Origin of the sequence: Corynebacterium pseudodiphtheriticum DSM 44287 (assembly GCF_000688415.1) — a bacterium.
Classification (GTDB): domain Bacteria; phylum Actinomycetota; class Actinomycetes; order Mycobacteriales; family Mycobacteriaceae; genus Corynebacterium; species Corynebacterium pseudodiphtheriticum.
Genome location: NZ_JIAH01000007.1, coordinates 1 through 25,199, shown reverse-complemented (window position 1 = coordinate 25,199; position 25,199 = coordinate 1). Strand labels below are relative to the sequence as shown.

General features: G+C 54.5%; 20 protein-coding genes. 1 reads left to right on the top strand and 19 read right to left on the bottom strand.

Annotated features, from left to right (window positions below):
* The 16 genes from ffh to gdhA form a co-directional block, all read right to left on the bottom strand.
* Positions 1–1,575 carry a signal recognition particle protein gene (ffh, locus tag O146_RS0105040; protein WP_021352706.1) on the bottom strand — a complete coding sequence of 525 codons (1,575 nt, stop codon included), beginning with the start codon at positions 1,573–1,575 and terminating at the stop codon, positions 1–3.
* Positions 1,576–1,881: 306 nt separating this feature from the next.
* Positions 1,882–2,274 (bottom strand): cation:proton antiporter, encoded by a 393-nt coding sequence (locus O146_RS0105035; RefSeq protein WP_021352707.1) that lies wholly within the window; start codon positions 2,272–2,274, stop codon positions 1,882–1,884.
* The gene (locus tag O146_RS0105030) at positions 2,274–2,534 is read right to left on the bottom strand and encodes an MrpF/PhaF family protein (protein ID WP_021352708.1); all 261 of its coding nucleotides are present in this window, start codon (positions 2,532–2,534) and stop codon (positions 2,274–2,276) included. Before O146_RS0105030 ends, O146_RS0105035 begins: the two co-directional genes overlap by 1 nt.
* Entirely contained in the window at positions 2,534–2,905 is a 372-nt protein-coding gene (locus O146_RS0105025) for a Na+/H+ antiporter subunit E (protein WP_021352709.1), read from the bottom strand. The genes O146_RS0105030 and O146_RS0105025 overlap by 1 nt, the downstream gene beginning before the upstream one ends.
* A complete protein-coding gene (locus O146_RS0105020; protein WP_021352710.1) occupies positions 2,905–4,497 on the bottom strand; it encodes a monovalent cation/H+ antiporter subunit D family protein in 1,593 nt (530 codons plus the stop codon). Before O146_RS0105020 ends, O146_RS0105025 begins: the two co-directional genes overlap by 1 nt.
* A complete protein-coding gene (locus tag O146_RS0105015; protein ID WP_021352711.1) occupies positions 4,497–4,844 on the bottom strand; it encodes a sodium:proton antiporter in 348 nt (115 codons plus the stop codon). Before O146_RS0105015 ends, O146_RS0105020 begins: the two co-directional genes overlap by 1 nt.
* Positions 4,845–4,847: 3 nt before the next feature.
* Positions 4,848–7,664, bottom strand: a complete 2,817-nt coding sequence (locus O146_RS0105010) for a DUF4040 family protein (protein ID WP_027017844.1) — start codon at positions 7,662–7,664, stop codon at positions 4,848–4,850.
* A gap of 24 nt (positions 7,665–7,688) precedes the next feature.
* Positions 7,689–9,260, bottom strand: a complete 1,572-nt coding sequence (gene ftsY / locus O146_RS0105005) for a signal recognition particle-docking protein FtsY (RefSeq protein WP_081820578.1) — start codon at positions 9,258–9,260, stop codon at positions 7,689–7,691.
* A gap of 87 nt (positions 9,261–9,347) precedes the next feature.
* Positions 9,348–10,226, bottom strand: coding sequence for a glycine betaine ABC transporter substrate-binding protein (locus O146_RS0105000; protein WP_027017842.1), 879 nt, complete (start codon positions 10,224–10,226; stop codon positions 9,348–9,350).
* A gap of 123 nt (positions 10,227–10,349) precedes the next feature.
* Positions 10,350–13,817, bottom strand: coding sequence for a chromosome segregation protein SMC (gene smc, locus O146_RS0104995; RefSeq protein ID WP_027017841.1), 3,468 nt, complete (start codon positions 13,815–13,817; stop codon positions 10,350–10,352).
* Positions 13,818–13,856: 39 nt separating this feature from the next.
* Complete coding sequence (locus O146_RS0104990) at positions 13,857–15,338, bottom strand: alanine/glycine:cation symporter family protein (protein ID WP_021353229.1); 1,482 nt, start codon at positions 15,336–15,338, stop codon at positions 13,857–13,859.
* Positions 15,339–15,357: 19 nt separating this feature from the next.
* Positions 15,358–16,266, bottom strand: a complete 909-nt coding sequence (gene mutM / locus O146_RS0104985; RefSeq protein WP_027017840.1) for a bifunctional DNA-formamidopyrimidine glycosylase/DNA-(apurinic or apyrimidinic site) lyase — start codon at positions 16,264–16,266, stop codon at positions 15,358–15,360.
* Positions 16,267–16,271: 5 nt separating this feature from the next.
* Positions 16,272–17,033, bottom strand: a complete 762-nt coding sequence (rnc, locus tag O146_RS0104980) for a ribonuclease III (protein WP_021353231.1) — start codon at positions 17,031–17,033, stop codon at positions 16,272–16,274.
* Positions 17,026–17,568 (bottom strand): YceD family protein, encoded by a 543-nt coding sequence (locus O146_RS0104975; protein WP_021353232.1) that lies wholly within the window; start codon positions 17,566–17,568, stop codon positions 17,026–17,028. The genes rnc and O146_RS0104975 overlap by 8 nt, the downstream gene beginning before the upstream one ends.
* A gap of 31 nt (positions 17,569–17,599) precedes the next feature.
* Positions 17,600–18,322 carry a DivIVA domain-containing protein gene (locus O146_RS0104970; protein WP_027017839.1) on the bottom strand — a complete coding sequence of 241 codons (723 nt, stop codon included), beginning with the start codon at positions 18,320–18,322 and terminating at the stop codon, positions 17,600–17,602.
* Positions 18,323–18,415: 93 nt separating this feature from the next.
* On the bottom strand, positions 18,416–19,759 hold the full coding sequence (gene gdhA / locus O146_RS0104965; RefSeq protein WP_027017838.1) for an NADP-specific glutamate dehydrogenase: 1,344 nt from the start codon (positions 19,757–19,759) through the stop codon (positions 18,416–18,418).
* Between the two features lie 266 nt (positions 19,760–20,025).
* Here gdhA and O146_RS0104960 point away from each other — a divergent pair, with 266 nt between their 5' ends.
* A complete protein-coding gene (locus tag O146_RS0104960; protein WP_027017837.1) occupies positions 20,026–21,141 on the top strand; it encodes a glycerate kinase in 1,116 nt (371 codons plus the stop codon).
* A gap of 25 nt (positions 21,142–21,166) precedes the next feature.
* Here O146_RS0104960 and O146_RS0104955 read toward each other — a convergent pair whose 3' ends face one another.
* From O146_RS0104955 to O146_RS12730, 3 genes are all read right to left on the bottom strand, one after another.
* Positions 21,167–21,565 (bottom strand): hypothetical protein, encoded by a 399-nt coding sequence (locus O146_RS0104955; RefSeq protein WP_027017836.1) that lies wholly within the window; start codon positions 21,563–21,565, stop codon positions 21,167–21,169.
* Between the two features lie 226 nt (positions 21,566–21,791).
* Entirely contained in the window at positions 21,792–23,111 is a 1,320-nt protein-coding gene (locus O146_RS0104950; RefSeq protein WP_027017835.1) for a GA module-containing protein, read from the bottom strand.
* Between the two features lie 284 nt (positions 23,112–23,395).
* Positions 23,396–25,199 (bottom strand): hypothetical protein (locus O146_RS12730; RefSeq protein WP_035000600.1); only part of this gene is annotated, 1,804 nt, incomplete at its 5' end.

The window sequence follows — 25,199 nt, the reverse complement described above, 5'->3', positions numbered from 1 at the left end:
TTACTTGTTACCGAAGTTGAGCTTGCTCAAATCGATATTTTCCATTCCCGGAGGCATCTGCTGCTGCATTTGCTGTAGATCTTTCATCGATGGCATTCCGCCTCCCATTCCAGGCATACCTGGCATGTTTGGCATGCCTCCGCCTCCGCCCCCGCCTTTCTTCCGTTTGCCCTTCTTGTTCTTCCGGCCCTTTGGTTTCTTCTTCGTCGCCGAACGTTTCGATCCGCCCATTCCAGGCATACCGAACTGCCCAGCCATCTTGCTCATCATCTTTTTCGCTTCGAAGAAGCGCTCCACCAGTTGATTAACTTCGGAGACTTCCACACCGGAACCGGCCGCAATACGCTTGCGGCGAGAAGCGTTCAAGATCTTCGGATCGTCGCGCTCAGCAGGGGTCATGCCGCGAATAATGGCCTGGATACGATCCAGTTGTTTTTCGTCGACCATGTCGGCCATCTTCGACATTTGGCTGCCGCCTGGCATCATCTTCAATAGATTGCCGATGGGGCCCATCTTACGCACCATCATGAGCTGGTCGAGGAAGTCATTCAGCGTCATCTCGCCCGAGCCGAGCTTATGCGCAGCCTCTTCGGCCTTTTTCTGGTCGAGGTTAGCCTCAGCCTGCTCAATCAAAGTGAGCATGTCGCCCATGCCCAAGATACGGCTGGCCATGCGCTCGGGATGGAATACATCGAAATCGGTGAGTTTCTCGCCGGTCGAAGCGTACAGGATCGGCTTGCCGGTTACCTCACGAATAGACAGCGCTGCACCACCACGAGCATCACCGTCCAACTTCGTCAGAACAACGCCAGTAAAATCGACGCCATCCCGGAAAGCCTCGGCGGTATGAACGGCATCCTGACCGATCATCGAGTCTATGACAAACAAGACTTCGTCGGGGTTAACCGCGTTCCGAATATCCCGGGCCTGGTTCATCAAAGTCTCGTCAATACCAAGGCGACCAGCAGTATCGATAATAACGACGTCATGTTGGGCCTTGCGGGCTTCTTCAATGCCGTTACGTGCGACCTCGACTGGGTCTCCGTGCGAGGTTCCCATTTCATGTTGGGAATCCATGGAGGTGCCAGGGTCCGGAGCGAAGGTTTTGACTCCCGCGCGCTCACCAACAATGCGCAGCTGATCAACAGCGCCTGGGCGCTGCAAGTCACAAGCTACCAGCATTGGGGTGTGACCACGGCTTTCCAGGTGTTTGGCGAGCTTACCCGCCAGAGTGGTTTTACCAGCACCTTGCAAACCAGCCAACATGATGACTGTCGGCGGGGTTTTCGCCAAGTTCAAACGCCGTGTCTCGCCGCCGAGGATATCTTGGAGTTCCTCATTGACGATTTTTACAACCTGTTGAGCCGGGTTCAGGGCTTCGGAAACTTCTGCGCCAATGGCACGATCTTTGATGCGTTTAATGAAACCGCGCACGACGGTGAGCGAAACGTCGGCTTCCAACAACGCCAACCGGATTTCCCGGGCGGTGGCATTGATATCCGCCTCCGTCAGTTTGCCCTTGCCGCGAAGGCCTTTCAGGGCAGACTGTAGCCTGTCGGACAATGACTCAAACACGTCGTGTAACTCCCTACCGTTGGCATATACTAGCCCCACTAGCCTAGCCGGTCTTGCCCGCGCAGGTCATATCAGACTCCCCCAAATGCCGGGGCCACGAAAACACAGGATTTAGATTGCTTTTCCGCCGCTTTCCCGAGTACGGACTCGGATAACGTCTTCGGCCGGGGTAACTCAAAATGACAGCCACAGTAGCAGCGGTAGTGCTTACTCAGTCCGGCCTTGCTAAACCAATCGCAAGATAGTTAGGGGTTAAGTAGCAAAAAGCCCCAGGCCACAAGGCCTAGGGCATATAATCAAATCGAATTAGTCGCGTTTGCGCGCTTGTCCGGTCTCTTGTTTGTACTGGAAATCGTCGGGAGAGACGAATTCACCTTCCCAAACGTTTGCTTCGTTAAATTGCACATCGACGATCGCGACGTGACGCAGAATGGACGAACGTGAAATCAGTATCGAGCCGATTGCCGAAGTGCCCAGCAGTAAGATGATCGCCCCGATGCCAACGATTGCGGTAGACCAACGGGGCTCCAACAAAAAGACACCGATAATAATCATCGACACACCAAAGCCTGATGCTGTCGACAGAACTGACATACGCGCGTAAACATCTCGGAAAGTAAGCATGCCTGCACCGCAGATTACGAAGTTGGCAGCGCCTATAAGGATGAATACCGAGGAAACAATTTCCATAACGTCCATTAACGAGCACCCCTCAATAGAGCACGGGATAGCGAGACTGCCGACAAAAAGCCGACCAGTGACGCGACGAGCATCAGGTCAAAGGTATAACCGGATCCTTTCAAGAATCCGCTGAGCCCGAGAAGCGCAACCAGTACGAACAATAAGAAGTCCGCGGCGGAAACCCGGTCCGAACGGGTCGGCCCCACCAACATACGATACGCTGCGGGAAGCGCCGACAGTGCGATCATAACGATTGCGATAGCGATTACGGTTGTCATTATTTAGCGTCCTCATTCAATCGCGGACGGAACATGATGCCCTTCAGCATGCGTTCTTCCATGTCCCGGAGATCTTCGCGTAATTCGTCGGCAGATTTGTTATACATACCGTGCACATACATGATGCGTACACCGTTCTTCGTCTCCCCTGCACCGACTACCAAAGTACCTGGGGTGATGGTCACCAACGCCGCAAACAGCGTGTAATGGCCGGCTTTAAAACTGCGAGATTCATAACAAGCTACGCCTGGCGTCGAATCATGGCCCCGGGAAATAATGTCGCGAATAACGGACATATTCGCAACAACGAATTCTTTCAGGTACCAGAGCCAAAAGCCCAACATACGAAATGGCCAAGTCACAATATCCATTAGTTTTTCACCGCCTCAACATAGCTGGAGGTATCCATCAGGTTGTTAGCGGCTACCTCGGAATACTGCATCAAATATTCGCCACCGACACCAAGCACCAAGGTAATGACGGCAGTTATTACTGCTGGAGCAGCGAGCCAAAAACCAATACGCGATTTCGGTTTCTTCGTGGTTTTGTCCTCAGTCATCGTCTGAGAATCGCTACGCGTATATGTGGCAACGCCGCCTCCCAAGGTTGCATGAGGGCCGTCTGGGTCTTGTCCGTGCGCGGGATCCGGCAGTGGGGTTTTCGGGTTACCCCAGAAAACGCCTCCCCAGATCTTCAGCATCGACAATAGCGTGAGCAAAGAGACGACCACCATGACTGCCAACGGGTAGATCCAGTTAACCTCCCAAGTAGCTATCATCAGCGAGAATTTGGCTACGAAGCCGGAGAATGGCGGGATACCGGCCAGAGACAAAGCTGCGACGAAGAACGCAACGGCCATGATTGGTTCGCGTTTCGCCATCGCGGTCACCTTGCCCAATTCGCCGGTTCCGTATTGCACCTCGATTGCGCCGGTCGACATAAACAGAGAGGCTTTCACAATCATGTGGTGTACAAGATAGAAAATGCCTGCTGCCAAACCGAGTTCCGTAAACAACGCGACGCCCATCATGATGTAGCCGAGCTGGGAAACCATGTGGAATGCCAGAATCGAACGCGTAGTTTTCTCACCCACTGCTCCCAGGACACCAACGACCATGGTTAAGCTGAACAGCGCGACCATGATCCAGAGGAAGCGGTCATCGCCATCGAAGAGCACCGCGTAGATGCGGTAAATCATGTAAACGCCGACTTTGGTGTGCAAGCCGGAAAACAGTGCGGTAATCGCAGGGCTGGTATACGGGTAGGTCTGCGCCAACCAGGAGTGAACCGGCACGATCGACGCCTTGATGAACATAGCCAGCAAGCACACAGCACCTGCCAGGGCGACGGCTGGGTCTTCTTTGGCGGCACCGGCTAGCTCAGCGAGGTTAATGCTTCCGGCTGTGCCGTAAACCAGACCTACACCGACCATGTACAACGTAGAGCCAAGAAGGTTCGACGCAATGAATAGGCGCATGCCACCTACTAGCAGTGATCCACCGCGCTGGTGAATCGTTAATGCATACAACCCGTAGGACGGCAAGAGCATGATCTCAAGACAAACGAAAAAGTTAAAGAGATCGCCAGTCAAGATCGCACCAAAGACGCCGGCCATCAAAATGAGGATCAATGGTGCGGCAAAGCGCTGCTTGGTTAAACCCGAAGCAGCAGCAAACCAGGCGCAGACTAGGCCCAGTACGGCCGTGGTCACGAGCATCAGCACAGCGAACATATCGGCCACGAATGGGATCGAATATCCAAAGCCCCACATACCAATGTTGTGAGCGATGGTTTGCCCGTCAGAAACCAGTGGGAACAGCGCGGCAGATGCTGCGATAGAGCCAGTCAGCGTTGCGAAGAGCACAATGTCTTGTAACAACTGGAAACGGTGTCCGACGACCAGGACGCCACCAAGCACTAGGGGCAGCGCAGTAAAGAGTGGTAATAGTGCAGCAATATCCATTACAGAACCACATCCTGCTCGCGTGCAAGGTTAACTTCTGGGCGGGTGGCGTCGTCTTTCTTACCGACGGCTGCCGTGACAAACATCAAAACCGAAATTGAGAAGGAAATCACGATTGCGGTGAGAACTAATGCCTGCGGCAGTGGGTCGGCTGCTTCCGCGACAGCCGCGGTGTCGTGGCTTCCGAATGGCTCGTTACGCGAAGCAGTACCGCCGGCTGCAATCAGGATTAGGTTTGCTCCGTGCGAGAGCAGGGTAAAGCCGAGCGCAATGCGTAGCATGTCGCGGCGCATCATTAAATACACCGCACAGCCTACGAGCAGGCCGGCAGAAATGGCGAGTGTCATAAATTAGTTCCTTTCTGCCTGGGGTTCGGCTTCCAGGGACCGGTCCGCAAGGTCGGCATCCGCTCCTGGTTCGCGGGCATCGGCTTCGTCAGAATTCAGTCGAGGCATTCCCAGAAGGTTGAAAGCAGCCAGAATCATGCCAATCACGGCCAGATATACGCCGAGATCGAACAGCAGGGCCGTCGACAAGTGCAAACCAAAAATGTGGGTGTCCAGTGGCCTGAGGAAAGAGCCTTCGACAAAGCCCAATAGACCCGTAGCTACAGCCACTGTGATGCCGCCACCAATCAGTGCCATGTATGGCAAGCGGATCTTGGCTTCGGCGTTCGATGGTGCGGCCAGGTAGACCAACGCGAATCCAGCCGAAGCAATCAACGCAGCTACGAATCCGCCGCCTGCTTCGTTGTGCCCGCGGAAAAACAGCAAGATCGACAAAGCGACGATGATTGGCCCCACCAGCTTGCTGGTCGAACGCAAGAACACAGAGTTTGCGCGTGCATCAATCAGCGGAGAGTGCTTGTCCATGTGGGTATCGTGCACCGCAAGCAAGCGGTTATTGGACAGGAGCACGGCAATCGCAATACCAGCAACGCCAAGGACCGTTAGCTCACCCAAGGTATCGAAGGCACGGAACTCGACCAGAATGACGTTGACAATATTGGAGCCGCCCGTCAGTTCTTCCGTTTCACGCAAGAAGTATTCGGAAACATCCGAAATCTCGCGGCGTCCGGTTAGCGCCAACACGGCCAGCGTGGTGGAGATACCTACGGCAACCGAGAGAACGATAGACCAGAAATGCGAACGACGTGTATCTGGAGTGAAATGGTCCGGTAGACGGTGCAGAATCAGCACCAGAACACAAACTGTCAGGATCTCCACCGTCAACTGGGTATTCGCCACGTCAGCGGCACCAAGGACGTAGAACCACAGAGTCATGCCAAAGCCCGCGATCGATACGACCACAACCACTGTCAAGCGTGACTTAGCCATCACGGTGGCCATACAACCCATCGCGACGAGTAGAACAAAAATCCAGTCGATGGCCCAAGCCCGTTCCCCAACTACCTCAGGAAGATCGTTCAGGGTAAAGATGCCGATCACCGCCAAGGTGATGACACCAAGCAGTGGTAACACGAGGTGACGCCGCATCGACGTCGTACCAGTAGCGGCTGTGAAGTACTTGCCGCCCGTATTGATGATCCCTTGGCGCAAAAATTCCACCACATATAGACCAGTGAGCGGAGCACCAAAAACAGACATCGCCCGGAACAACTGATCACGATTCAGAACTAGCACGATGCCAACGAGCACGATGAGCACCGACATTCCGAGTGCCATGTTGAAACCGTGCCAAATGGCGAGGTGCACATGTTGGTCTGCACCGGTAACAGCGAGCGCGGCGTCATCAACCAGGTTATCGACCGCACCCGGGTATAGGCCCAATGCAAGCGTCAGCAAAGCCAACAACGCTGGGATGACCCAGAAAGTGAATGCAGCTTCTGGGACGGTCTTGTTTACGTCGGTTTCTGCAACACTGCCCCGTGCTCCGGAGACACCGATGATGTATTTGAAGGAATACACGAAGGTAAACATCGACGTCACGACCACACCGGCGGTGATTAGAACGTTCATGTTGTCACCGAACGGCGCATCCAACGCAGCCTCTATCAGACCTTCCTTGGATACGAAACCGAACAGCAATGGAATGCCTGCCATCGATGTTGCGGCGATGACCACCAAGGTCTTGGTTACCGGCATTTTGGTACGGACATAATGCAGCTCAGAGTACAAACGCGTACCAGATTCATGTTCGACGATGCCTACAGACATAAACAACGCAGCCTTGAAACACGCGTGCGCAATGGTGTGCACAATGGCCGCCGTCAGTGCTGCATCCGTGCCGATGCCAACCGTGGCCACCAAAAGTCCCAGCTGCGACATAGTGGAATAAGCAAGCAGTTCCTTCAAGTCGTCGCGGGTCACGGCGGTCATGGCGCCAAAAGCAGCCGTGAACAAACCACACACAATAAGCAAAATATTCCAGATGGCTACTTCTCCAAATAGCGGAGAATAGCGCAGAATCAAGTAGATTCCTGCTTTAACCATTGCTGCCGCGTGGAGATAAGCAGAAACCGGCGCGATAGCTACCATAGAATCAGGCAACCAAGCTTGGAATGGGAACTGCGCAGACTTTGTAAACGCGGCCCCGGCGATCAACATCGCTACCACAGTCAAGGTTCCAGGATTGTCAGCCCAATAGTCCGACGCAATAACTTCACTAAGCTGTAATGTAGCCGTCGACACAGACATGATGATGGTTGCCGTCAGCAGCAACAGACCACCTAGGACAGTGACCAAGAGGGTTCGGATAGCTGGCTGTTGACCCTTTTCACCGGAGTTCCCGATGAGGAAGAACGAACACAGCGTCGTCATTTCCCATGCAACATAGAAAACGAACAGGTTGTCAGTGGTCACCAACAGAGCCATTGCCGCCGCGAAGCCGGTGATAAAGAAGTAGAACGCCGAATCCTTGTGGTGCAGGTAGCGGGTGGAATACATCAGCACCCCGGCGCCAATCACTAGGACCAGCAACAGAAATACGAATGATAGACCGTCCAGGCGAACGTTGAAGTCCACGCCCAACGAAGGAATCCACGGTACAGATTCCGTGTGTATCCCATCGTAGACGGCAACCCCCATGATGGTTGCAACGATCAGCGGTAGAGCCAACACCCAACCCGCATTTCGGCCTAGTAGGCGCGAAAGCAGCGGGGCGCTGGCCACCGTCACCCCGAGTAGCGCTAATAAGGAAAAAATCATCGTCGTTTAGATTATCACGTAGAGCTAACGCTCATTGCCCAGGAGCGCATCGACAAATGATTCGATTTCAAACGGAGCCAGATCGTCCGCGCCTTCGCCCAAGCCCACGAGCTTGACCGGCACTCCCAGTTCTTCTTGTACTTGGAACACAATGCCGCCCTTTGCCGTGCCATCAAGCTTGGTCAAAACAACACCAGTGATGTCGACGACCTCACGGAAAATACGCGCCTGGGCCAAACCATTCTGGCCGACGGTGGAGTCGATAACCAGGAGAACCTCGTCGACTTCCGCCTTCTTCTCGATGACACGCTTAACCTTGCCCAACTGGTCCATCAGGTTATTCGAAGTATGCAAACGGCCTGCGGTATCAACCAGCACCACATCAACGCCCTCGTTGACTCCCGTAGCCACGGCATCAAAAGCGACAGAAGCAGGATCTGCTCCTTCGGCACCGCGGACGGTGGTCGCCCCAACGCGACGACCCCATGTTTCCAGCTGGTCGGCTGCTGCAGCACGGAAGGTATCAGCAGCGCCGAAAACCACATCATGCCCCATTGCTACTAACACGCGACCAAGTTTGCCGGTGGTGGTTGTCTTACCGGTGCCGTTGACGCCGACAATCATGGCAACGGCCGGTTTACCGTCATGTGGCATCGCTTTGATGGAACGATCCATCTCTGGCTTGCCTACTTCAATAAGCGCCTCACGCAGCATCGCGCGGGCCTCGGCTTCGCTCGATACACCGCGCTCAGAGATTTTCGCACGCAGCAAATCGGTGACTTTCATGGTGGCATTCGTTCCCAAATCCGCCATGATCAAGGTATCTTCAATTTCTTCCCATGCGTCCTCATCCAGATCGCCTGCTGTGAGAAGCCCCAACACTCCTTGCCCGATGGCATTTTGCGACTTGGATAACCGACCCCGCAATTTAGACAAACGTCCCGTAGCCGGAGCGATATCGTCTTGGGGCTTCGGCTCCGGTTGAGGTACTGCCTCCGGTTCTGATTCCGGTGCCGGTTCTGGTTCCGGCTCTACCTCCGGTTCTGCCTCTGTTTCTGGAGCTTCCTCTGGAGTTGTCTCTACTTCTGGAGCTGCCGGTGAAGTTGCCTCTACGTCTGGAGCTGCCGGTGAAGTTGCCTCTACCCTTCCGTCAACAGAGTCTTCCGCAGCAGACTCTTCGGCTTCTGGCTGCGCTGAAGCTTCTTGCTCGGCTGACTCAGCAGCCTCCGCATTCCTAATGGATTCTCCATCTGCCGCATCAGCCGACTCAGAAGCGATTGGTTCCTGCTTAAATTCAGGCTCAGGCTTAGCAGCAGGTTGTTTTTCCCCTGCCCCGCCCGGAGCAAAATTAAAGCCTCCGGTGGCTTGGTAATTACCGGATTTTTGCTCTTGGGTTAGCTGTTTTGGCTCTTCGGAATCCTCACCACCGAAACTAACCATCTTCGACTTTTTGCGCTTCGCGCCAACGATTAGCGCAATAATGATGATTAGTGCCAACGCAACAGCGGCAACAATCACCCAAAACGCGACGGCATTGTTCGTCGCAAAGTCCATGAGACTATCCCACCATGATTCTGAAGTATCCATGGTCTCCATTCTGGCAGCCTTCCTCGTTTTTTACATGCGCATCCCCAAAATTGGCATACGCTGTTGTTTCGTGGTTTTTAGTTGTCTTTTCGTTATCTACTCAGTAGGCCAGGCCGGTAAAGAATCGCCGTAATTTTCGATCCACTCTGCGATAGCCTCTTGCTCTTCGCCTTCGTCATATTTGTTCAGCAATAAGTCTTCGAGCGCACCATATTCCTCATCCGACAGTGAAATTTCAGAAATCCATTGCGCCAACTCTGGGTGCTCAGCGGAAAAATCAGGGCGAGCCAGCGTATGCAAGCCTTCTGGCTCTCCCAAAGCACCTTTCGGATCCGCCAAGTCCTTCACTGGGTACGTATTATTTGCCCAATACGGACGCCACAGTGTCACCACAACATCGCGTTTATCGGAAATCGCGTCGTCCAACTCCGCCAACATCGCCGGAGTCGACGAAGTTTTCAGCGTGTAGCCATCCAAACCATATTCCGGGATCACCTCGTTTTCAACGACGTTCACCGCTCCAGAACCCGCCTCAATTCCGATGATGTCGCCGTCGAAGCGCGCTTCTGCACCAACCAGATCCGCAATAGAATCCAGTTCACTGTATTCCGGTACAGCAAGAGTCAATCGTGCATTCGGGAAGAAAACCCCAATGTCTTCAATATTGTTTTTGAATCGCTCCCACTGATCCTTATTGGTACGCTCCGGCCAGCTAGACGGCACAATGTCAATATCACCATTAGACACGGCTGTATAAACAGCAGCAACGTCATTAACGTCGGTGTGCTCGAAGCTATAGCCGTGGTCAGAGGCGACGTATTCAATTAAGTTCGCCATGAGCAGCATGTCACTCCACGCTGTCATATATCCGAAAGTCAGTTCTTTGTCATCGCCGTCGTTGGGATCACTCGCGCACGCACCCAGGGCCAACGAGGCACTCACCAGCATGGACACAAAAGTCATTTTCTTTTTCACAGACGCTAGTCTACGTGCCTTAAACGTCGCTGACCGCAACCTGCAAACATGCCACTTTTACCGGCACATCGCGGGTGCTAGTTGCTGAACGTAGACTTCAGCCGCAGCTACTTAGCGGATCCGTTATCCGCGCGCCAACCGCTGCGAAAGCACATGCGTCACACCATCTGAGCGCATCGTCACACCATAAAGTACATTCGCGATATCCATCGTCGGTTTCTGGTGCGTGATCACAATCAATTGTGAATCCCTGCGCAATTCCTCGAACAAGGCCAGCAACCTGCGCAGGTTCACATCATCCAAGGCGGCTTCTACCTCATCCATCACGTAAAACGGCGACGGACGCGCACGGAAAATCGCCACCAACATTGCCAATGCAGTCAGTGATTTTTCCCCACCCGACAGCAGAGACAAACGCTTCACCTTCTTCCCCGGCGGCCGGGCTTCCACCTCAATGCCGGTGCTCAGCAGGTCTTCTGGCTCGGTCAAAAGCAACCGCGCTTCGCCACCAGGAAACAACGTGGCAAATACGCGCGGGAACTCCGCCTCCACATCTTTCCAGGCTTGCGTAAACAGTTCTAGGATTTGCTGGTCGACCTCTGTGATCATGGTTTGCAGATCGCGCCGGGTCTGGATGACGTCGTCAAGCTGTTGCGATAAGTAGTTGTAACGCTCCTCCATCGCTTTGTATTCTTCCAGTGCCAATGGATTGACTTTTCCCAACGCCCCCAGGTCCTTTTCGGCGCGCTTGAGCCGCTTCGTTTCTGCCGCGCGGTCGAAATCTTCCCCCGGACTATATTCGCGCACCAGATCCTCGATCGCGATACCCAGCTGCTCACCGACTTTATTTTCGGCTTCTTCGACGCGTACGGCGGACTGTGAGGCCTCCATGTCAGCTTGATGAAATTCCTTCGTCACCGCGTCCAACGATCTCCGCGCTGCCGAAACTTCCGCGCGTACTGTGTTTAAGCGCGTATTTGTTTCGTTCCGTCGAGCAGTAAGCTCATCACGACGGCGTCCGGCCCGCTCGGTCGCTGCTTCCGCCCGTTCTGCAATTTCTTGGGCATGGCCCAGCACTGCCTCGGCCAACTCAGCCTGTTGCTTGCGGCGAGCCATGGCTTGTTCATGCCTACGCTTAGCTACTCTCTCGTGTTCTGCTTGCCGACGCAGCGCATCACCTTTTCCATGCGCTTGCCCGGCCCGATCTTGCGCGCTACGTGCGGCCACAGCGGCATCCATTTCCCGCGCCTTAGCTTGGGATAATGCTGCCTGCGCTGCCTGTCGTTGCTGCTCTAAAGCCGCAGCTTCTTCCTTGGCATCACCGGCTTCTCCGGTGTCGTTGTGCTTATCGACGCGCGCCAGCCGGTCGCTAACTTCCCTGTGCTGCGATTCCAGCTCCTCGCTGCGTGCGCGCGCCTGCTGTGCTCTCTCAGCAGCAGTTTCATGCTCTCTGGCGTAGCGCTCCACCTGTTGGTGCACGCGCTGTTCTTCGCGTTCTGCTGCTTGAATGTCTTTATCGTGTTCCCGCAGTGCGGATCCGTGATGGGCGGATTCTAAACGGGCTTCTTCCGCCGACTGCTTCGCACCTGCGATCGTGCCAGCCAACTGCTCCAATTCCGCTTGTGCAACGCGCAGTCCCTGTTGCGCCTGCGCAATCTCCGAGCTGCGCTCCACCGCAGAACCTGCGTGCGAGCCAACCTCGACCCAGCCTTCACCAATCAGCAGTCCGTCTCGGGTAACCGCGCGCAGGCGTGGATCCTCACGAATCAGTTCTCGTGCGGTGGCGTAGTCTTTCGCGACGACGACGTCGGCAAGCATCCGGCCAACTGCCACTGCCACGGAATCATTCACAGTCACGTGGTCAAGTAGCCACTCGGCGCTGACCGCAGTATCCACATGCCAGGCAGTCGCGCTTCGACTCGTATCCACCAATACCGCGCGTGTGGAATCAACCGCCTCAGCAAGCAACTCGGACGAAACGGGACCAGCCAATGCTTTCGCATAGTCGCCTAACGCGGCAGAAAGCGCCGCCTCCCATCCGGCATCTGCTCGCACAAGATCAACCAGATCACGCCAAGAATCATCCAGATGTTCTCGGATGTCTTGCTTCGGTGCTTGCGCCTGCAAAGTGTCGATACGCGATTGCAAGGTATAAACCACGCGCTCTCGTTCTCGTTGAGTTTCGCGTAGGTCATCGAGGCGCTGCTCGGCAGCCGTCGATTCGGAACTGGCTTGTTGTGCACGCGCGGCCAAGGTTTCGCGCTGTCCATGCAGTTCCTTAGTTTTTTGCGCCCATTCACGGGCTTCTTTGCGCACCTCTTGCAGGCGCGTGCGAGCTTCCTGCCCTGTTTCTTCTGCGCGCTCCAGGTTTTCACGGGCGCTGTTCAGCTGCTGCGAGACGGATTCTTCTTCCGCGACTAGGCGCACCACGCCTTCGCGTCGGTCGGATTCTGCGCGCAATCGTGCCAGGTGCTCCCGCTCAGCTTCTTGTACCGTTTCATTGAGCTCAGCGACTTCTTCTCGAATCTCTTCTAGCTCTTCTGCAGCCGCTTCAGCGGCTTCTACGAGTTCTTCATGCTCTTCATCTGCGCGTAACGCCCGGGATTCCAATTCGTCGGGGTCTTGGCCAGAATAGGCAGCGATGTTCCCGGAATTGCGTGCTCTGTCGGCAGCAATGCGCACAGTCGCAGCGATGCGTTCGCTCAACGCGGACAGACGGAACCATAGGTTTTGAGCTTCTTGTTCTGCTGGGGTGACCTGGGAAAGCTCGGCTTCGGCTTCCGTCTGCCGAAACTCTGCTTCTTCCAGGTGTTCCTGGTTGGTCTCCACCCGCCCGCGCAGCTCTTCCGCTTTTGCTGCCGCCTGTTCTTTATGCCCACGCAAGCGCACAATTTTTTCACCTGCCAGCACCAGCCGGGCCTCCCGCACCTCTGCTTGCACAGTTGCAGCCCTACGTGCGGTTTCGGCCTGCCGAGCCAGTGGTTTGAGCTGTTTTGATAACTCGTCAGTAAGATCTTGCAGACGATCCAAGTTCGCCTGCATACCGTTGAGTTTGCGCTGAGCTTTTTCTCGCCGACGACGGTGTTTAAGCACGCCTGCGGCTTCTTCGATATAAGCACGGCGTTCTTCCGGTTTCGACTCCAGGATCTCAGACAGTTTTCCCTGGCCAACGATAACGTGCATCTCTCGCCCGATGCCGGAATCTGACAATAATTCCTGAATATCGGCCAGTCGAGCCTTAGCACCATTGATTTCATATTCACTGGCACCGTCACGGAACATGCGCCGTGTCAGGCTGACCTCGGTGTACTCGATCGGCAGCTGCCCGTCGGCATTGTCAATCGTCAGAGTAACTTCAGCGCGTCCGAGCGGTTTGCGCCCTCCCGCTCCGGCAAAGATGACATCTTGCATTTTGCCGCCGCGCAGCGTTTTCGCGCTGCCTTCCCCCATGACCCAGGCCAGCGCATCCACGACGTTGGATTTTCCAGAGCCATTTGGCCCGACAACTGCACAGATGCCGGGCTCAAATTTCATTGTCGTCGCCGAAGCGAATGACTTAAACCCTTTGAGGGTTAATGCTTTTAAGTGCATAGACTACGTGGACTATGTCTGGAACCAGCCCAGGCTGGTTTATTTCAGCGCGTCTTCTTCGCTGCGGCGGGTTACTGGATCGGACCCATCCCAGGCTTCAACGTTTTTCAGGCCCGGCAGCATATCGCGGTGGAAAACCGGATCCTGGCCGCGGCGCTTTTGCTGGTTGTAGTTCTTCAGCAGTTTGAGCGCAACTCCACCCAGCGGGACAATCGCAATCAGGTTAAGGACCACCATTGTCGCAGCGAAGGTATCTGCCAGCGCGAAGACCACAGGGATGCTGGTGACGGAACCAATAACGATGAAGGCCAGCACGCCTACTCGGAAACCATTGAGGACCTTCGGAGATTCCGTGAGGTATTGCAGGTTAGTCTGTGCCAGATAGTAGTTACCCAGTACGGAAGAGAAAGCCAGGCAGAAGATGATAAAGGTGACGATGTGGATGCCCCAGTTACCAACCTCGTTTGCCAAGGCTGTTTGGGTCAGTGCAGCGCCTTCAATGTTATCGAGGCCGTACTTGTGGTCGCCGCCAAGCAAAATGATGAAAGCGGTAATAGAGCAAACCAGGAGGGTGTCGAAGTAAACGCCCAAGGTCTGCACTAAGCCCTGCTTAACCGGGTGAGACACGGTAGCAGTGGCAGCAGCGTTCGGAGCGGAACCTTGGCCGGCCTCGTTAGAGAACAAACCGCGGCGCATACCGTGGGAAAACGCCGCACCGACAGTGGCACCGACAACCTCGGTAACACCGAAAGCATGACCGATAATGTGGCCGATCATTCCTGGAACTTCGTTGATGTTGATGATGATGACTACCAAGCCAATGATCACATACAGGCCAGCCATGAATGGGACAATGACCTGGGTGAAGTTCGCAATGCGCTGCACACCACCGAAGATGACAACCGAAGAAATAGCCGCCAAGGCAATGCCGATGATGAGATTAAACACCCAACCTTCCAGGCCTAAAGAGGTGGACATGGTATCGACAATGGCGTTCGATTGGAAAGCGTTGTAAACGAAGCCGAAGGTGAAGGCCAAAGCCACCGAGAACACCGCTGCCAGCGGTTTGAAGCCCAGGCCACGGGTCATGTAGTAGGCCGGACCACCACGGTAGTTTCCGCTAGCTTCTTTGGTTTTCCACAGCTGTGCCAAGGTCGCCTCAATGAATGCGGTCGCGCCACCAACCAGCGCGATAATCCACATCCAAAACACTGCACCAGGGCCACCGATAGTGATGGCTACCGCGACACCAGCGATATTGCCGGTGCCCACGCGGGAGGCTGCAGAGATAGTGAAAGCCTTGAATGCGGAGATACCGCCATATTCGGGGTCCAGGTTCTTGCCTTTACCTTTCGGCCCTTCACCCAACGAACGGAACATGTCGCCGAGCTTGGTGACCTGTACACCACTTGTCCGCACGGCAAAGTACACACCAGATGCAATCAGCAGCCACGGGATGATTGCCCAAATGCCGTCATTAAACTTAACGATGACGGCTTCAACGCTTTCCAGGAAGTTCATAGCTTGTCACTTTATAGTGTCATTGGCACACTGCACAAAAGTGACTCGAGCGTTTGTTAATCACAATTCGGGTGATCTCATTTCCGCAGCGTAGACATGGTTTTCCGGTTTGCCCGTAAGCATTTAATGAGCGTTCAAAATACCCGCTCCCACCATTAACGTTGACGTAAAGTGCATCGAAGCTGGTACCTCCGGCATCTAAGGCGCGGGACATCACATCGTGAGCCGCTTCCAGCAAGGCCACCGCCTGGCGTTGCAAGAGTTTGTTCGCGGGCGTCGCCGGATGGATTTGTGCCGCCCACAGTGCTTCGTCGGCATAAATATTGCCAATGCCGGACACAATTTCTTGGTTTAAAAGCACGGATTTAACCGCAGAACGGCGCTTTCGCACTGCGCGGGCGGCAGCTAACAAATCAAAATCTGGACTAAACGGGTCCGGGGCGATATGCGCTGCTGGTTCTGGCAGATCCGGCTTCTCTTCCGAAAATTCGCAGACCAACCACCTGCCAAAAGTGCGTTGATCGACGAAGGCGAGTTCACGCTTGTCGACGCCGGCCGCACGATGATCGGCAATACCAGCAGCACCGCTGTCTTTTGCATCAGCAGCGTCACTGCTGGCGCTCGGGACTTCCAGCTCTGCCCGAATGCGCAGGTGTTTGGAAGTCACCTGCCCGGGCTTGCCGACGAGCATCTGCCCGCTCATCCCCAGATGCACGTACAGGGCCTGGCCGTCGGTAAGTTCAGCCCACAGGAATTTGCCACGCCGACACCACTGCTTGATCACCGCCCCGTGTAGCAAACCGGGCAACGGAAACTCCTGCCCTCGGTTCGCCCGTGGGTGTAAAACCTCGACATTGTGGAACCGCGCTCCGGTGGTGTGCTGGGCCAGACCGGAGCGGACTACTTCAACTTCGGGTAATTCCGGCACGGTGGCTATACCTTAATCGCACCTGGGTTCGATTGCACCAATTCGCATGCCTGACGTGCGGCTTGCTGTTCAGCGGATTTTTTGTTCGGGCCTTGCCCATAGCCAACCTCGGTTTTGCCTACTGTCGCCGTGACATAGAACGTCAAGTCGTGATCAGGGCCGGTGCGTTCGTCCGAATAGACGGCCATCGGTAGTTTTGCGACCGCAAGTGCTTCTTGCAGGGTGGTCTTCCAATCCAGCGTGCGATTGCGTGCAGAAGCACCATCGATTTTGGTAGCAAAAAGCCGCAGGATTACCTCTCTAGCAATTTCGAAACCGTACTGCCGGTAGATTGCCCCCAGCAAGGCCTCAGTCGTATCGGCAAGGATGGAATCTTTATCTCCACCATCCGTGAGTTTTTCGCCTTTCCCCAACAGAATGTGCGGACCAAGATTAATCTCTCGGGCTACGTCGGCCAGGCCGTAGCGAGAAACGATGGATGCACGCATCTTCGAAATATCTGATTCAGGGCGGTCCGGGTGGAGCTCGTACAGTTTCGCGGCAATGGACAAACCAAGAACCGCATCGCCGAGAAACTCCAAGCGTTCATTGTTCGGCAGCGCGCCGTTTTCATTAGCAAAAGAACGGTGCGTTAATGCCAGGCAAAGATACTCATCAGATAAATCCACCCCCAAACTGTCGAGCAGCGGGGTGTGATCAGTCGATTCAAAAGCCTGCTTTAAGGCTTGTTCGCCAGTCAGCCGGGTTTTCTTATTCGACCTAGTCACGGAACTTCTCCAGCCCTGCCCAACGCGGATCTACACGTTCTTCGGTTTCTTCGCCCGATACTCCGTCAGGTGCTGGAGTGGGCGCATCGTCTGGGCAGCCGTCTTCACAGACCGGGTTAAACGGCAACGCGACTACTAGCTCATCAGTGACGGTTTGCAGCAAGTCAATCGTGTCCTCGTGGCTGACTTGTGGAATCTCATCGCCGGAGCCAGCGTCTTCGTCGTCTTCCGCGTCGCCGCTAATAAACTCATCGTCGGCAGCAAAAACTTGACTAATCCGGAACTCGGTCGGACGCTCGAGTGGGCTTAAACAGCGAGAACACTCTCCCCGCAGCACTGCGCTGACGTCGGCATCTGCCATGACGCCGGAACCGAGCGAGTGCAGCACGGCATCGACGGTGACTTCCGCTCCCTCTTCAATCGCGAGCATTTCTGCGCCGATGCGTCGTGGCGCTGGTCCGGTATGCGTGATCTGCTCTGGGCCTTGCTGCTGTGTCAGCAGCGCTTTGACGTCGAAAACAAATGGTGATGTCATAACTCGTCCTAGCATACCGGGCTAGCCCGAACTAGTAGTCGTAACCTTCATCGCGTTCATCCCAGCGGCGGGCACCGCGCCCGTTCGCACTGACTGCCCCACCTGCGCCAGCCCCACGACGCAGGGCGGCGCGATCGCGGGTCACCGTGCGCAAGACGCCATTGAGGTTTTCTTCGAATTCACCGAGACGGGCATCGATATAGTCATCGCACTCGGTGCGTAGCTGCTGCGAGTCGGCATGTGCTGTAGACACGATGCGCTGGGCTTCTTCCTCTGAACGGCGCACAACTTCCGCCTCGGAGACTAAACGCTGTTGCTCCGCTATGCCTTCGTCAACGCTGCGCTGGTAGGAGGCGTTACCGTCTGCGACCAGGCGCTCTGCTTCATCGCGTGCACGAGTTACGGTGGTTTCGGCTTCTTCCCGAGCACGTGTAGTCACGGCTTCAGCATCTGCCTCTGCACGGTCAACCATGTCGGTAGCACGAGTCTGGGCGTCGGCAAGAATGTCTTCAGCATCTGCCTGGGCGTCATCCACAATCTGGCGAGCGCGCTCTTCTGCACCAGTAAGAATCTCATTGCGGTTATCTAACACGTCTTGCGCATCATCAATCTCCGTCGGCAGGGCGTTACGAAGATCATCCAACAAGGCCAGCATGTCGTTACGCGGGACCATGCAGTTGGAGGTCATTGGCACGCCGTAGCCTTGCTCGACATGTTGGACTAGTTCATCAAGCGCTTCAAAGACACGATACATAACCGACATCCTAAACTAGCTGGATACAAAAACGGGTCTGCCACGTCGGTGGAGACATGACAGACCCGCAACTTGGCAGATTAGCAAGCAGTTTTAGATGACACCCTGTGCCAGCATGGCGTCGGCAACCTTCTTGAAACCGGCTATGTTAGCACCGGCGACATAGTCACCTTCGCGGCCGTAGGTCTTTGCCGTCTTCGAAATCGACTGGAAGATGTTCGCCATGATCTGCTGCAGCCGTTCATCGGTGTAGTCGAAAGACCAGGAATCACGGGTGGCGTTTTGCTGCATTTCCAGTGCGGAGGTGGCGACGCCACCGGCATTGGCGGCTTTGCCTGGGATGAAAGCAACATCCTTAGACTGGAAGTAATGCGCAGCCTCCGGGGTGCATGGCATGTTCGCACCTTCGGCAACGTACCTCACGCCATTTTCCACCAGGCGCTTCGCATCGTCCTCATCCAGCTCGTTCTGGGTGGCGCATGGCAGTGCAATATCGCCGGATTCTTCCCAAATATTGCCACCTTCATGGAAGGTAACACCGTCTACTTCTTCAGCGTAAACGTTAATGCGCTCGCGACGGTTTTCCTTAACGTCGCGGAGTTTCTCTACATCCACACCTTCTGGGGTGGAGATGTAGCCGGAAGAATCGGACATAGCGATGACAGTGCCGCCAAGCTCCTGGGCTTTTTGGGCGGCATAGATGGCGACGTTTCCGGAACCGGAGATAATAACCTTGGAACCTTCGAAGCTGTCGCCGAAGTGATTCATAGCTTCTTTGGTGATGTAGGCGACGCCATAACCGGTGGCTTCGGTGCGCACCAGCGAGCCGCCCCAGGTCAGTCCTTTTCCGGTCAGGGTGCCGGATTCGTGCTGATTAGCCAGACGACGGTATTGGCCGAACAGGTAGCCGATCTCGCGCCCGCCAACCCCGATATCACCAGCTGGAACATCACGGTATTCACCGATGTGGCGGTGCAGCTCAGTCATGAATGACTGGCAGAAACGCATAATTTCAACGTCGGAACGCCCCTTTGGGTCGAAGTCGGAACCACCCTTGCCACCACCGATAGGCAGGCCGGTCAGAGAGTTTTTGAAGATCTGTTCAAACCCCAGAAACTTAATGATCGAGAGGTTTACCGAAGGGTGGAAACGCAGACCGCCCTTGTATGGGCCCAGAGCAGAGTTGAACTGCACACGGAAGCCACGATTGACCTGTACCTCACCATTGTCGTCGGTCCACGGCACACGGAACATGAGCTGGCGTTCCGGCTCGCAAAGACGTTCAATGAGACCGTAGTTGGCGTATTCCGGATCTTTTTCCAGGACAATCTTGAGGGAGTCCATTACTTCTGCCAAAGCCTGGTGGAATTCAGGCTCTCCGGCATTGCGCTCGAGCAGGCGGTCGTAGTAGCTGTTGACTTGCTTTTCGACGTTCACGTCTATGGCCTTTCTAGTGGATTGCACCAAAGTGGCTTGCACCAATAATTTTTAAGTTTTCTCGCATCGCGTGGATTTCGCAAACAAAAACACTCCAACTTCAGGAACATACCGGTCATCCTATTGGAACCTACCCCCATAAGTGTGCACTGGATCATTATTCAACACTCCGTCACCGCGTTAGCCTGTCGTTTTTCAACGGCCATTCGACAGGTATCCAAGAACTAATCAACAACCGATCCGCCGACTCGACTACCCTGACGGCTATGCATATCGTTATCGCTCCGGATTCTTACAAAGGTTTCGCTACTTCCGAGCAAGCTGCAGCCTGGCTTGCCGACGGAGTCGCCGAGGTTTTTCCGAATGCCACTATCACCACCGCCGGTATGGCCGATGGAGGCGAAGGCACAGCGGAGCGGTTTTCCGGTGAGACCATCACCCTGCCAACGACTGACGCCGCCGGGCGCTTAACCGAGGCGAGCTATCGCTACGACCGTGCCACGAAGACTGCTTATATCGATATCGCAGCTGCTTCTGGGCTACCTGCGGTGACCGACAACCTCGACGCGTTAAGTGCTGACACTTACGGCACCGGCGTGCTCATCGCGGATGCACAGACACGCGGAGCGCAACGAGTCGTGCTGGGTTTGGGTGGCTCGGCCACCACTGATGGCGGTATGGGAATTCTGGTGGCTTTGGGGGCGGCACCACACGATAAACGTGGTTATCCTTTGCCGAAAGGTGGCGGGCCGTTGGATCGCCTAGAACACATTGACACTGCGAACTTAAATGTCGCCGCTGCGGGTATGGAGTTCGTGTTGTTGGCCGATACGACTGCCCCCGCCTGTGGCCTGGATGGCAGCGCAGAGGTTTTCTCGCGACAAAAAGGGGCCAATGATGAGCAAGTCGCCCATTTAGATGCTGCCTTGCGCAATTTGTGTGAGGTAACTGGGGTAGATCCTGACTCAGAATTCATGGGCGCAGCCGGTGCCACTCCAGCGGGACTAATCTGGTTGTCGCGTTTAATCTATGGCACCGATGATCACGTGCACCTGTTGCCTGGTGCCGCCGTTGTAGCCCAGGAATTAGGGCTTCTCGCGGCTATCGCGCAAGCCGATCTAGTGATTACCGGTGAGGGCCGTTTTGACGAGCAATCCAGCCGCGGAAAGGTAATCAGCCAGATCGCGCAGCTGGTTGATGCAGCTCGGCAGAACACCAGCGAGAAACCTGACCCAGTATTGGCTATCGCCGCGGCTGAGTTCGATGTGCAGCCGGGCGACAATGTGCTCGCCGTGCAGCTGGCGCCGGGTAAAGATGTGGCAGATCAACTACGTGCGGCCGGGGAGGAAATCGCCCGAAAATTTCAGCAAACCCGCTTATAATCGCTAGGCCTATTGCTCGCAATATCTAGCGAAAGATGTTTACCGTCCATGGGTAGGTTGCGGGTTGCTCATAGGCTTTCTCGTTTTCCAGCAGCACGCGGTCATTCGGCAGTGGCGCTTCCGGTGTTAAAAACCGCGACAGTGCCATGGTCAGCTGGTTGACCGAGCCTTTTACCCCGTCGACTTCGAAGCGGTAGCGGTGCATGACACCGTCTTCGAGTTCCGCGTCGTTGTGTTCGTCCTCGTAGATACGGTGCAGTTGCTCTACGACGTCTTCGGCTACTTTAGGCTTGTCGTCGAAGGACAGCTTCACCGATTTCAGCATCTCGGATTTCACGAGTTTATCGCAGGCAAGCTCGTAGTTTTCGCGCAGGCGTTGTGCGGGTTCTACGGGGATGAGAACGTCAAACTGAATAGTTGGCATAACGATAAGCCTACCCTCATTATTCTCTGTTGCCTAGAGGCGTTCGTGTGCCGTTATTCACGGTTTTCTTGCCGACGCCACGCTGCCTTGCGCGTTCACCACCCGACATTCTTGGCACCGCGTACACATGACGAAAACCGCCACCCCGTGTGGGACGGCGGCAGTCTAGGAGGGAACGAGTTAGCGTTACACGCAGCTACAGTTGCACGCTACTACGGAGCAGAGCTTACTTCGCAGCCTTGTTCAGCTTTTCTGCACCGTGGAAAGCGGCTTCGACTTCGAATACCTGCTTGGCGGCGAGGATCTTGTTGCGGGCTTCCTTCTTCTGCTCGTGGGTTAGCTCGGTGAAGCCTTCCAACTGTTGCAGGGCCAGGTGCTTGGTGCGGGCAATCGCCTTAGCCAAGAATCCAGATGCTTTCTTTGCTTCTTCGTTTACCTGGTTCTTGGCAACGCCAGCCTCGTAGGCATCTTCCACTTCGTAAACGTGCTCAGCATCGTTGACCATCTTCTCGTAGAAAGCCTTCTGCTGCTCGGTCAGGTGAGACAATCCACGCAACTTCTCCAAGGCCTCTGCCTTGGTGTAGTCCAGTGCCTTTTCGACGTCGGTGTCTGGAGTTTCTACTGGAGTCTGTGCACCTGGAGCTGTTGCGAATGGAGCAACAGGGTTAGCGTTTTCGGCCTTGGCAGCAGCCAAAACTGTATTCACCGTGTCTGCGTTGTCTGCAGACTCAATCTGCTTGTAAAAGACATCGCGTTGCAGTGGGTTCAGATTTGGCAGGTGGCTCAGCTCATGCAACGCATCCTGCCGTGTATGGTTCAGCTCCACCAAAGATTTTTGGGTTTTAGCTTTCGCTTCTCCTACAAACTTATTGAGTTCTTCGTCTTTGATCGTAGAAATCTCTTCGTCCGTAAACCCAGCCGCCTTGAATCCGTTCCTGAGGATTTCTTTTATCTCAGCATCGCTTTTACCTTCGCGGATTGCTTTCGCGACATTTTCTGCTGCAACAGCTGCTATTTGGCCTTTCCAAGTTCCTCCAAACTCAGCTTCGAGACGCTGCGGGGAGTATTTTCCTGCTGGCGCAGGGGTTGCCCAGTCCGCCGGGTTCTGTGCAGGACTCTCTGGTGCAGATGGGTGGTCAGCCGGCGCACCATTCTTTGCCGCCAGAGTCTGTTTTGCAGAGGCTACCGTTTCTTGGAGCTGAGATTGCAGCTCATCCGACGGATATTCGTCTAGATCTTGCTTGGAGAAATCTGAACCTGGAACTCCGGCAGCACTTTTTAGACCATTCTGCAAAATCTGACGAACTTCATCATCGGTCGCACCATTTTTCAGTGCAGTCGCAGCCTCATTCACGGTATCAACGGCAACGTTTCCTGCTTCTGTGCCGGAAAATTCATTGTGGAGCTCATCAAAGGATGGTTCATTTACCTCTACCGCCATTGCATAGTTAGCAGTAGCGAGGCTACCTCCTGCAACGGCCACTGCCGCCGCAATAGCAATTCCGCGACGCTTCACGGTTCCGGCGACAAGCTTAAGGTTGGACACGATCTGTCCCCTTTCAAATAAGTACTCAGGGTGCATCAGCGGTTGCCGATGTTTTGTACGTGTCAACTTAACTCCGTTTTATGTGTAGCTGAACAAAAATAACCATGAGTTTGTTAGCGAAAAGATAAAAGGAGGCTGACAGAAAAATGACACCTGACCAGGTGTAATTCATGTCTCCGCACGTAGTGATCCTGGGGACAATGGGCACGAAAAAGCCGCTGCTTCAGTGGAAGCAGCGGCTTTCAGCGATCAAGGATCAAACTGAAACTAGCGATCCGTTTTCTTTAGAAACGAATGCCAATCTTAGCTAGAGCATCGCGAACCTGGGCTTGGACGTTGCCAGCTCCGGTGAAATAGTTGACGATTTGCAATAGTCCGCCGAAGAGCAGTCCCAGTGCACCTACGCCGGCAGCAATACCGAAAATTCCTTTAGCAGAATCCGATGCACCGCTTGGATTCCACCAGTTAGACGATCCATCAAGCAGACCTGGCTTAGGTTGCTCCTTTTTACCGCCCTTGTCTTGGCCTGCCTTATCCAGTTCTTTCTTCAGCTGCTCAAGTCGCTGCAGATCGGATGCTAATTTTCCGGCCTTGGCAGTCAGCTCGTCACGCTGTTGTTTCAGCTTAGCTTCCTGAGCATTGAGTTCAGACTCCTTAGCACTCTGGTCCTGAGCCTTCTGCTCCAGCTCGTTGTTCAGCTTCTGCAACTTGTCAAATTGCGGCTGCAGTTCCTTCGATTTCGCAGTCAATGCCTCTTCTTGTTTTTGCAGCTTTTCAGCCAACGCTTTCAGCTCAGACTCTTTAGCATTCTGATCCTGAGCCTTCTGCTCAAGCTCATTGTTCAGCTTGTTCAGCTTTTCAATCTCCGGCTGAAGTTGCTTCATTTTCTCAACAAACTCAGCTTGCTGCTTCTTCAGTTCGGCAGCCTTAGCCTCCAACTCTGCATTACGGCCTGCGAGTCCAGACTCTTTTTGGTCAAGCTCAGCTTGGCGTGCAGCTTGTTCTTCGGCCTGCTTCTGCAAGTCATTGTTGAGCTTGTCCAGCTCTTCAATCCGAGGGAGAAGCCCCTTCGCAGCAGCATCCAATTGTTCACGCTGTTGTTTTACAGAAGCTTCGCGCTCATCCAACGTAGATGCTTTGTCGTTGAGATCTGCTTCTTTCTTATCAAGCTCAGCTTGGCGCGCATCCTGATCTTTAGCCTTCTGCTCCAAGTCATTGTTGAGCTTGTCCAGCTTTTCGATCTCGGGCTGAAGTTTCTTCAATTCCTCAGCAAACTCAGCTTGCTGCTTCTTCAGCTCGGCAGCCTTAGCATCCAGCTCGGAGTCACGCGCATCCTGATCTTTAGCCTTCTGCTCCAGCTCATCGTGCAGCTTCTCCAGCTTTTCAATCTCCGGCTGCAGTTCTTTCAGGCGTTCAACAAACTCAGCTTGCTGCTTCTTCAGCTCGGCAGCCTTAGCATCCAGCTCGGAGTCACGCGCATCCTGATCTTTAGCCTTCTGCTCCAGATCCTCGTGCAGCTTCTCCAGTTTTTCAATCTCTGGCAGAAGCGCCCTCAACTCAGCAACCAGCTCTTCACGCTGCTGCTTTAGAGCGGCTTCACGCTCATCCAATTCAGATTCACGAGCATTCTGATTCTCAGCCTGCTTCTGCAGATCGTTATTCAGCTTGTCAAGCTCTTCAACCTTAGACAAAAGCTCCTTGGCAGCAGCAACCAGCTCTTCACGCTGCTGCTTCAACTCGGCGGACCTTGCAGCTAGCTCAAGCTTTTCTTTCTTTACTTCAACCAGTGGGCGGAAGCCATCTTTCCACGCCGTCTTGTCCGCTTCATCGTGCAAATTAGAGCCAGGCTGTTCGTACACAAGCTCGGCGTGCTTATTGACAACTTCTTCGACATTCCCGACGATGGCGCCATCCGGTGAACGCAGCTCAGCTTCAATAATCTGTTCCCGTGCTTCAAAATAAGCTTTAGGCGATGGCGTCGTATAATCAGCGGCTAGTTCGACCTCGCCGTCAGCAACGAGGGTGCTGAAATACTTTTTCGTCTCCTGCTCAATCTTGTATTCAAAATTACTGTACTTATCAGCATCT